At 75.8% G+C, this 9,820-nt stretch carries 8 protein-coding genes and 1 pseudogene; all 9 read right to left on the bottom strand.

Translation table 11 applies throughout. The features are described 5' to 3' along the window. Positions 1 to 2: 2 nt before the first annotated feature. Entirely contained in the window at positions 3 to 1,502 is a 1,500-nt protein-coding gene (gene gndA / locus V7E46_RS29900) for an NADP-dependent phosphogluconate dehydrogenase (RefSeq protein WP_333771350.1), read from the bottom strand. A 132-nt stretch (positions 1,503 to 1,634) separates the two neighbouring features. After that, a complete protein-coding gene (locus tag V7E46_RS29895; RefSeq protein ID WP_333771349.1) occupies positions 1,635 to 2,438 on the bottom strand; it encodes a thioesterase family protein in 804 nt (267 codons plus the stop codon). An 85-nt stretch (positions 2,439 to 2,523) separates the two neighbouring features. Further along, positions 2,524 to 3,369, bottom strand: coding sequence for an HpcH/HpaI aldolase/citrate lyase family protein (locus V7E46_RS29890; protein ID WP_333771351.1), 846 nt, complete (start codon positions 3,367 to 3,369; stop codon positions 2,524 to 2,526). A 95-nt stretch (positions 3,370 to 3,464) separates the two neighbouring features. After that, positions 3,465 to 4,631 (bottom strand): CaiB/BaiF CoA transferase family protein, encoded by a 1,167-nt coding sequence (locus tag V7E46_RS29885; RefSeq protein WP_329182662.1) that lies wholly within the window; start codon positions 4,629 to 4,631, stop codon positions 3,465 to 3,467. A 145-nt stretch (positions 4,632 to 4,776) separates the two neighbouring features. Further along, positions 4,777 to 5,706 (bottom strand): ribokinase, encoded by a 930-nt coding sequence (locus V7E46_RS29880; protein ID WP_333771348.1) that lies wholly within the window; start codon positions 5,704 to 5,706, stop codon positions 4,777 to 4,779. Continuing rightward, entirely contained in the window at positions 5,703 to 7,121 is a 1,419-nt protein-coding gene (locus V7E46_RS29875) for an ADP-ribosylglycohydrolase family protein (RefSeq protein ID WP_443054395.1), read from the bottom strand. The genes V7E46_RS29880 and V7E46_RS29875 overlap by 4 nt, the downstream gene beginning before the upstream one ends. A 124-nt stretch (positions 7,122 to 7,245) precedes the next feature. After that, a pseudogene (locus V7E46_RS34005) lies at positions 7,246 to 7,539 on the bottom strand (ADP-ribosylglycohydrolase family protein); the annotation flags it as partial. After that, positions 7,536 to 8,681 carry an ADP-ribosylglycohydrolase family protein gene (locus V7E46_RS29870; protein ID WP_333771346.1) on the bottom strand — a complete coding sequence of 382 codons (1,146 nt, stop codon included), beginning with the start codon at positions 8,679 to 8,681 and terminating at the stop codon, positions 7,536 to 7,538. The pseudogene V7E46_RS34005 and the gene V7E46_RS29870, both read right to left, overlap by 4 nt. Continuing rightward, a partial coding sequence (locus V7E46_RS29865) for an ADP-ribosylglycohydrolase family protein (RefSeq protein ID WP_333771345.1) occupies positions 8,665 to 9,820 on the bottom strand: 1,156 nt, incomplete at its 5' end. The genes V7E46_RS29865 and V7E46_RS29870, both read right to left, overlap by 17 nt.

Below are 9,820 nucleotides of genomic sequence, written 5' to 3'. Positions count from 1 at the left end.
GGTCAGGACGGGGAGACCTCGGGGCGGGACGGCTCGGCCCAGAGCGTGTGGAAAGTGCCCGGGCGGTCGGCACGGCGGTAGGTGTGGGCGCCGAAATAGTCCCGCTGGCCCTGGATGAGCGCGGCCGGGAGGCGGTCGGCGCGCAGGCTGTCGTAGTAGGCGAGCGCAGCGGCGAAGCCCGGCGTGGGGATGCCCAGCTCGGCGGCCGTACTGACCACCCGGCGCCACGCGCTCTGCGCGCCCCGCAGCGACTCCTCGAAGTGCTCGTCGATGAGCAGCGTCGCCAGATCCGCTTTGGCGTCGAACGCCGCCCTGATGCGGTCGAGGAAGGCGGCCCTGATGATGCACCCGGCCCGCCAGATCGCCGCGACGCGGCCCTGGTCGATCTCCCAGCCGTACTCGGCGCTGCCCGCGGCGATCTGGTGGAAGCCCTGCGCGTAGGCGACGATCTTCGACGCGTACAGCGCCTGTTCGACGTCGTCGGCGAAGCGGTCGTAGGCCGCGCTGTCCAGCAGCGTCGGCGTCGGCCCCGGCAGGTCGCGCGCGGCCTCGCGCAGGCCGGCGTGGCCGGAGACGGACCGGGCGAAGACCGCCTCGGCGATACCGCTGACCGGCACCCCGAGGTCGAGCGCGGTCTGTACGGTCCAGCGCCCGGTGCCCTTCTGCTCGGCCTGGTCCAGCACGATGTCCACGAACGGCTTGCCGGTGTCGGCGTCGGTGTGCGCCAGCACCTGCGCGGTGATCTCGATGAGGTACGAGTCCAGCCGCCCCTGGTTCCAGCCGCGGAAGACCTCCGCGATCTTCTCGGGCGGCAGGTCGAGCGCGTGCCGCAGCAGGTCGTAGGACTCGGCGATGAGCTGCATATCGGCGTATTCGATGCCGTTGTGCACCATCTTCACGAAGTGCCCGGCGCCGTCGGGGCCGAGGTGGGCCACGCACGGCGAGCCGTCGTCGGCCTTGGCCGCGATGGCCTCCAGCATCGGCGCGAGCGCTTCATAGGACTCGGCGGAGCCGCCGGGCATGATGCTCGGGCCGTGCAGCGCGCCCTCCTCGCCGCCGGACACACCGCTGCCGACGAAGTGGATGCCGCGCTCGCGCAGCTCCTTCTCCCGGCGCCGGGTGTCGGCGAAGTGCGCGTTGCCCGCGTCCACGATGATGTCGCCGGACTCCAGCAGCGGCGCGAACTCCGCGATCACCGCGTCGGTCGGGTCGCCGGCCTTGACCATGACGACGATCCGCCGGGGCCGTTCGAGCGAGGCGACGAAGTCCTCGGCGCTCTCGGCCGGTACGAAGGTGCCCTCGTCCCCGAACTCCTCGACCAGCGCGCGGGTCCGGGCGGCGGTGCGGTTGTGGACCGCGGTGACGTAGCCGTGCCGGGCCAGGTTGCGGGCGAGGTTGCGGCCCATCACGGCCAGGCCCGTCACCCCGATCTGCGCCGTGCCGGGCGGCGTCCCGCCGCTCGGTCCCCTGCTGTTCTGCGCCGCCTGATCGGTGGAGGCCATGGGTTCACCCTTTGTCGTGTCGCCGGATGCCGTGCTGCGGTGCTGCGGACTGTCCCTGCTGTCCCTGCCCGCGATTATGGCCGACAAATCACCCCAAAACAGAAAGGCTCGGCGGGTCCGGCGCCGTACCGCTCAGCGCTCGGTGACCAGCAGGGTCTGGAGGATCCGCCCGCACTCGCCCGCCGGATCGTGCAACTCGCCGTGCGCCAGGCCCGATCCGCCCGGCGCGGCGGCGGTCGCGGACCGCAGGCACAGCCATTCGCCCACCGGATCGCGGTGGAGCGCCACGGTGACGTCGGTGTTGATCACCAGGCCGGCGCGGTGGTCGAGCTCGAAGGCGACCGCCCAGCTGGTGTCCGCCACCGTCAGCGCCCGGGTCAGCGGTGTGTCCGCCTCGCCCGCCACCAGCGGGATCCGCTGCCGCGCCCAGACCGTACCGGGTCCCGGGGTGTCGAAGCCCGGCTCGGCGGCCCCGGGCGCGCCCGGCGGGAAGCGCCACTCCATGGCGGAGACGTAGCCGTCCGGATACGCGCCCGCCATCGTCTGCGGCGGCTGCGGACCCGGCACCGGCGGTACGGGCGGCAGCGGGCTCAGGCCGGGTGTCCCGGCGGGGGCGGCGACCAGCCGCCAGGCCCTGGCCAGCAGCACCGTTCTGCCGTCGGAGGTGATCCGGCCCTCCAGCAGCTCCGTACGGCCGCCCGCGTGCACCGTCGTCACCTCCACGCCGAGGTCGCCGACCGGCACAGGGCGCGGCAGGTCCAGCGTCACCCGGGCGATCCGCATCCCGGGCCTGGCGCCGTGGCGTTCCATCGCCCGGCCGATGAGGGCGGACGGCGGGCCCGCGTGCTGCGTCCTGGGACCCCACGGCCCCGCGGTCGCCGGGCTGCTCTCGTACCGCCCGCCGCCCAGACTCCGGTAGAACGCCTCACTGGTCACTGGTGACTCCTCGGCCGGGGATGCTCGGCGCCGATCGTAGCGAGCGCCCGCCGGGGTACGGCCCGCGGGCCGTACCCCGGCCGGCTCAGGCCATCGCCTCCGCCCGCGACGCGAGCGCCAGCACCCGCTGGGCGCCGGCCACCACCGCGGGGTCGATGAAGCGCCCGTCGGGCAGCGCCAGCGCGCCCGGCGACGCGTCGGCCGCCGCCACCGTCTCCCGGGCCGCGGCGATCTCCGGCTCCGACGGCAGATACGCCTGCTCGATGACCGCCAGCTGGCGCGGGTGGATCGCGGCCCTGCCCAGGAGGCCCAGCGCCCGGCCGCGCCGGCAGGAGGCGGCGAGCCCCGCCAGGTCGCGCACGTCCGGATAGATCGACTGGGCAGGTGGCGCCAGCCCCGCCGCGCGGGCCGCGACCACCGTGCGCACCCGGGGCCACGCCAGCGCGTCCTCGTCCGCGAGCCCGAGGTCCGCCCGCAGGTCCGCCTCCCCGAGTGCGATTCCGCGCACCGCCGGGTCGGCGCACGCGATGGCGAAGGCGTTCTCCACCCCGAGGGCCGACTCCAGCAGCGGGAAGAGCCCCGGCAGGTCCCCGCCGCCGAGGGCGTCACGCAGCGTCCGCACCACCCGGCCGACGTCGGCCGGCGAACCGACCTTCGGCAGCCGCAGCCCGCCGAGCCCCGGCAGCCCGGCCAGCGCCGCCAGGTCCGCGGCGAGCCACGGGCCGTCCAGCGCGTTCACCCGGACATGCACGGCCGCGGGACCCGCGACCGGTTCCGCCAGCAGTTCGGCGGTCGCGGCCCTGGCGTAGTCCTTGCGGTCGGTCCCGACCGCGTCCTCCAGGTCCACCAGCACCACGTCGGCCCCCGACCGCAGCGCCTTGGCCACCACCTCGGGCCGGTCACCGGGCGCGTACAGCCAGGTCAGGACGATCCCGGCCCGGCCGCCTCCACGCGGCCCGCCCGCATCCCGCTCGCCGCCGGGGGCGGGCACCGAGCCCGTCACCGCGGTGGCGAGGACCTCGCGGGTCACAGCGCGCCCTCCTCGCGCAGCGCGTCGATCTGCGGTGCGGTCAGGCCGAGTTCGGCCAGCACCTCGGCGGTGTCCGCGCCGTGCGGGCGGCCGGTCCAGCGGATCGCCCCGGGAGTCTCCGACAGCCGGAAGAGCACGTTCTGCATCCGCAGCGGGCCCAGGTCCTCGTCCTCGACCCGCGCCACCGTGCCCAGCGCGCGGAACTGCGGATCGGCGACCACGTCGCGCACGTCGTAGACCGGGGCGACCGCTGCCTGCGCCGACTCGAACGCGGCCACCACCTCCTCCCGGTCGTGCCGTCCGATCCACTCGCCGACCACCTTGTCGATCTGCTCGGCGTGCGCGGCCCGCCCGGTGCCGGTCGCGAACCACGGCTCGTCCGCGAACTCCGGGTGCCCGACCAGCCGCAGGACCCGCTCGGCCACCGACTGCGCCGACGACGACACCGCAAGCCAGCTGCCGTCCGCCGTGCGATACGTGTTACGGGGCGCGTTGTTGGCCGAACGGTTGCCCATCCGGGGCTGCACATAGCCGAGTTGGTCGAACCACAGCAGCTGCGGGCCGAGCACAGCGAGCATCGGCTCGATGATCGCCATGTCCACCACCTGCCCGGCGCCGGTACGGTCGCGGCCCGCCAGCGCGGCCATCACCGCGTACGCGGTCGCGAGCCCGGCCACCGCGTCGGCCAGCCCGAACGGCGGCAGCGTCGGCGGCCCGTCCGGCTCGCCGGTGGTCGCGGCGAACCCGCTCATCGCCTCGGCGAGAGTGCCGAAGCCCGGGCGGCCCGCGTAGGGGCCGAACTGGCCGAAGGCGGTGACCCGGGCCAGCACCAGCCGCGGATTGGCCGCCGACAGCTCCTCCCAGCCCAGGCCCCACTTCTCCAGGGTGCCCGGGCGGAAGTTCTCGATGACCACATCGGCGGACGCGACCAGCTTGAGCAGCACCTCACGCCCGCCGGGCGTGGACAGGTCGACGGTGACATTGCGCTTGTTGCGGCCCAGGTGCTTCCACCACAGGCCGACGCCGTTCTTCCCCGGGCCGTGGCCGCGGGACGGATCCGGCTTGCGCGGGTGCTCGACCTTGATCACGTCGGCGCCGAAGTCGCCGAGCAGGGTGGCGGCGCCGGGGCCGGCGAAAAGCGTCGCCAGATCGAGCACCCGCATCCCGGCCAGCGGGCCTGTCGCCGACGGGGCCGCCGCGGGATCGGTGGCGGTGCCTGACGGGTGGGCGGGCTCGGAGGCCGCCTCCTGCGGACGGGGATGGTGCATGGGTCGTACCTCTGTTCCGGTGTTCATGAGGGTGGGTGCGTTACGGATTGCGGTGCGCGGCGGCCGCGCGGGCGTCGATGGCCGCGCGGTCCGGCATGGACGAGGAGGCGCCGGGGCGCTCGACGGACAGCGCGGAGGCGGCCGTCGCCCAGCCGAGCGCGTCGGCGACCGCCCGGCCCTCGCCGAGAGCCACCGCCAGCGCCCCGACGAAGGTGTCGCCCGCCGCGGTGGTGTCCACCACGTCGGCGGCCAGCGCGGGCACGGCCAGCGGCTCCCGGCCGCGTACCGCGTACAGGCAGCCCGCCGCGCCCAGCGTGATCACCACCTCGGGAACCGCGTCGAGCAGCACGCGGGCCGCCTCGCGCGGGTCACGCGCACCGCTGAGCGCGGCGGCCTCGTGCTCATTGGGCACCAACAGGTCGGTGACGGCGAGCAGCTCGTCCGGCAGCGGCTGGGCGGGAGCGGGCGTGAGCACGGTACGCACGCCGTGCGCCCTGGCCGCCCGCGCCCCGGCCAGCACACCGGCCAGCGGGAGTTCGAGCTGCAGCAGCAGCGCGCCCGCCGCGCCGATCGCGGCCTCGTCCTCGGACGTCAGCTTCGTCACCGTGCCGTTGGCGCCGGGCACCACCACGATCGCGTTGTGCCCCTCACCGTCCACCACGATGTGCGCGGTGCCGCTCGGGCCCGGCACCGTACGCAGTCGGCCGGTGCCGACGCCCGCGCCCTCCAGCGCGGCACGCAGCCGCCTGCCGAAGTCGTCCTCGCCGACCGCGCCGATCATCGCGACCGCGCCGCCCGCCCGCGCGGCGGCGATCGCCTGGTTGGCGCCCTTGCCGCCGGCGACGGTACGGAACGACTCCCCGGTGACGGTCTCGCCGCGGGCCGGTGCGACCCGGACGTAGGCGACCAGGTCCATGTTGGCGCTGCCCAGCACGGCGATCCCGGCCGGTGGTGCGGTCGATGCGGTCATGAGCTGCCTTCCTGCGGGAGGACCGCGAGCGCGGCGGTACGCCGGGCGAGCGTGTCGAAGCCGATGCCGTCGAGCCCGCCGACCGTGGTCGACAGCCGGTTCTTGAGCGGGTCGGTCCAGCGCCCGGGCAGCGCGGCGGGCGAACCCGCGAGCAGCCCGGCGACGGAACCCGCCGTCGCCCCGTTGGAGTCGGTGTCCCACCCTCCCGACACCGCACGGGTGATGGACCCGGTGAAGTCGCCGTCCGCATGGGTGAGCGCGGCGGCGAGCAGACAGGCGTTGGGCAGTACGTGCACCCAGTGGTGGTCGCCGTACGCCGCGTGCAGCGCGTCCACGACCTCGGCGAAGCCGGCGGGCGTACCGGTCGGCTCGGCGCCGGCCGCCGCGATACCGAAGCGCACGGCCCCGGCCAGCCGCGACTTTGCGGGCACCACGTCGAGCCCGGCCGCCAGGCAGCCGTGCACGTCGACGCCGCCGCCCGCCGCCCGGGCGATCACCGCGGCGGCGAACATCGCCCCGTAGACCCCGTTGGCGGTGTGCGTCAGCACGGCGTCGCGCCACGCCTCGTCCGCGGCGGCGGCCGGATCGCCGGGGTGCGTCCAGCCGTACACATCGGCCCTGATGAGCGCGCCGATCCACTCACGGAAGGGATTGCGCCGGGTGGCGGTGTGCGGAGGCTCGACCCCGTCCAGCAGATTGCGGTACGCGACCCGCTCGGCGGTGAAGGTGCGCCCCGCAGGGAGTTCGGCCAGCCACAGCCGCGCCACGTCGACGGTGCCGAAGCCGTGGCCGTGGGCCTCCAGCAGGAGCAGGCCGAGCAGCGGGAAGTTGAGGTCGTCGTCCTCCGGCATCCCGTTGATGTTCTCGGCCAGTGAGGTGGGCCGGCTGCGGCGGTTCCACGGATGCCGCGCCGCGACGGCCGGATCGAGGCCGATCCCGGTGAACCAGTCGTCCAGCGGCCAATTCCCGGTCCCGGCCGCGATCTCCCGGATACCGCCGAGCGTCAGCTTCTCCACCGGCTTCCCCAGCAGGCACCCGGCGGCGCGCCCCAGCCAGGCGGCTTCCAGCCGGGTCACGAGCGCGGCGCGGGCCGCGTCCGGGGCGACGGCGCTGCCCGCGCTGCTCCCGGGGAGCGTGCCGCCCGCGGGGTCGGCGGCATCCGGCACGTCGGTGCGGCCCGGAACGACTGCCCGGCCGGGCGTGCTCCGGTCGGCTTCGGCTTCGGCCGCCGGTGCCACGCCGCCCGCCGGCGGTGCCGGTGCTGCCCGGGGGGGGGGGGGGGGGGGGGGGGGGGGGGGGGGGGGGGGGGGGGGGGGGGGGCGCCCCCCCCCCCCCCCCCCCCCCCCCCCCCCCCCCCCCCCCCCCCCCCCCCCCCGGCTCCGATGCCTGCCCCGCCGTGGACGTGGTCGGCGCAGCGGCCTGGTCCGCCTGGTCCGCCTCGGAGCCGGAGGGCGCTGCGGCCTGTCCCAGCACGGACGTGGACAGCTCCGTGGCCTGCCTAGCCACGGACACCGACAACAGCCCTGTGGGCCGCCGCGCCGGGGACGCCGCGTGGATGGCCGCGAGGGCGGTCGGCTCGTCGGGGGCCAATGGGCTGATGCCGGACGCCAGTTCGTCGAGCAGGGACTCGGCCAGGGTGCGCAGGACCGGGAGGGTCGGGCCGACGGAGGCGCCCGCACGGTCGGGGGCGAGAGCGCCGCCCGCCGCGAGCCAGCGGCGCCGCACGTCGGCGGCGTCGCGGCCGTCCTCCGCCGCCTGGCGCAGCTCATGGCCGAGCAGGTCCTCCGGCTGGACCCAGGTCAGCCGCAGTTCCTCCGCCGCAGGCGTCGTCATCGCCCTCCCGCCAGAGCCGTGAACGCCGTCTCATGAGCGCGGCGGCGTTCGGTGTCCCGGGCGAAGATCTCCCGGGTGACGGCGCTCAGTTCGGCGGCGGGAGCGTACAGGTCGAGCCGGCTGGCCCGGCCCACCTCCGCGCTCCAGCCGGCGGGCACCGCCGCGGTGCCGCCGAGCGCGCCGGCGATCGCGCCGCTCATCGTGGCGATCGAGTCGCAGTCCCGCCCGTAGTTCACAGAACCGAGCACCGCGGGCTCGTACGCGCCGCCGCCGACCAGCAGCATGCCGAGCGCGACCGGCAGTTCCTCGATGGCGTGCAGCCGGGACGGCCGCCTGGCGCCGAGCGAGGGCTCGCGGTAGCGCGGCCCGACCGTGTCGAAGGGCGCGACCGCCTCCCGCAGCGGCCCGAGCGCCTGCTCCCAGTCGTCGTACGACGCGGCCCGCTCGCACACCGCCTCGATCGCGGCCCGCGTACCGTCCTTGGCGAGCCCCAGCACCTCGTCCACCACGTCCGCCGCGGCGGCACCCGGCACGAAGGCCGCCGCCACGGCCGCGGCGAAGACCCCGGCCGCCTCGCGCCCGTACGACGACTGGTGCGGCGCCGCCACCTCCAGCGCCTCCGCGTAAGCAGCCGCCGCATTGCCGGCGTTGACCACGCCGACCGGCGCCATGTACATCGCCGCACCGCAGTTGACGATATTGCCGACGCCCGCCTCCCTCGGATCCACATGGCCGTAGTGCAGCCGGGCCACGATCCACTTCTCCGCCAGGAAGATCCGCTGCAACGGCAGCGCCTCGGCCTCCAGTTCGGGTATCCACCGGGGCGTGGTGATCAGATCGGGCACCAGGTGCTCGGCGATGCTGTACGCGTCCAGGTGGTCGCGGACCTTGGCGTAGACCCGGACCAGCGCCTGCGTCATCAGGGTGTCGTCGGTGACGTGCCCGTCACCCTTGTGGTAGGGCGCGATGGGGCGTGCGGTGCGCCAGTCCTCGTGGAAGGGGCCGACGATGCCGCGCACCCGGCCGCCGTGCCGTTCGGCGATCTGTTCCGGTGTCCAGCCCTCGACCGGGCCGCCGAGGGCGTCGCCTACGGCGGCGCCGACCAGGCAACCGGCGATGCGGTCCTCAAGCGTCAGTTTCATGGGTTCCGAGTCCTTCCCCAACGGTGACGGCGGGCTCGATGGCGGCCAGCCGTCCGGCCAGCTCCACGAGATCGAGACCGGCGAGACGCGGCAGTGCGCAGCCGGCCAGAGTTCTGCAAGCGGCCCGCCACGAGGCGGGCAGGGATCGCGCGCCGCCGAGCGCGCCGGCCAGCGCGCCGGTGAGCGCGGGCGCCGAGTCCGCGACCCGCGACAGGCACGCGGCGGCGGGCACCGCCTCGTCCACCGCGCCGTCACTGGCCAGGACCAGCGCGAGGGCGACCGGTACGGTGTCGGCGGCGGCGATGCCGTAGCTGTAGACGTGGTCGATGATCTGGTGTTCGAGCAGCGGGATCAGGCCGAACGCCTGTCCGCGGCCGTGGCCGCCCGCCGCTTTGGCGGCCCGGGCGAGCGCCACCGCGTGCTCCGCGTTGCGGGCGATCTCCGAGCCGGGCGGCAACTGGCGCAGCGCCGCCGCCACGCAGTCCGCCGCCGTGGCGCCGACCAGCGCGAGGGCGACGGCGGCGGCCATCGCACGGGCGCCGTGCACACCGTCCTCGTCCTGGGTGTAGCGCGCGTCGTATTCGGCGAGGTCCGCCGCGGCCGCGGGGTCGCCGGGGTGGACGACCGCCAGGACGCAGGCCCGTCCGCAGGCCGCGTCGTCGAAGAAGTGCGGGTTGTCGTGGCCGGTGGCCGGCGGGCGCAGGCCGGTGGCGAGATTGCCGAGCCCGGCGCGTACCGAGATCCTGGCCCGCAGCGGGATCACCGCGGACTCGACCTCGGGCGCGCGGGCCGCAGCCGTGGAGATCTCGGCCGCCAGCGACATCCAGGCCAGGTCCACCGCGGAGCGCACCCGCCGGTCGCGGCTGAGGTCGCTGCCCATCGACCCGCGCGAGGCGAGCACCGCCTCGGCGGTGAAGGCCGCCCACTCGGCGTCGTCGGACGGGCCGAGCCGCAGCGGCTCGGGCGGCTGGTTGAGGGCGATCGGCACCGGCAGGGTGGTCGTCTCGTTCTGCTCGGCGAAGGTGTCCAGCTCCCGGGTGAGGCGCCGGGTCCACTCGGGCATCCGCGCCGCCCGGTGCCGGGCCGCCGGCCACCCGGCGGCGTCCCCCGCCGCGAGCCCCAGCAGCATCCCCTCCACC

It is taken from the genome of Streptomyces sp. IBSBF 2435, from assembly GCF_036815005.1.
GTDB lineage: Bacteria > Actinomycetota > Actinomycetes > Streptomycetales > Streptomycetaceae > Actinacidiphila.
The sequence above is the reverse complement of the archived record's forward strand: the minus strand, read 5'-3'. Positions and strand labels throughout refer to the sequence as shown.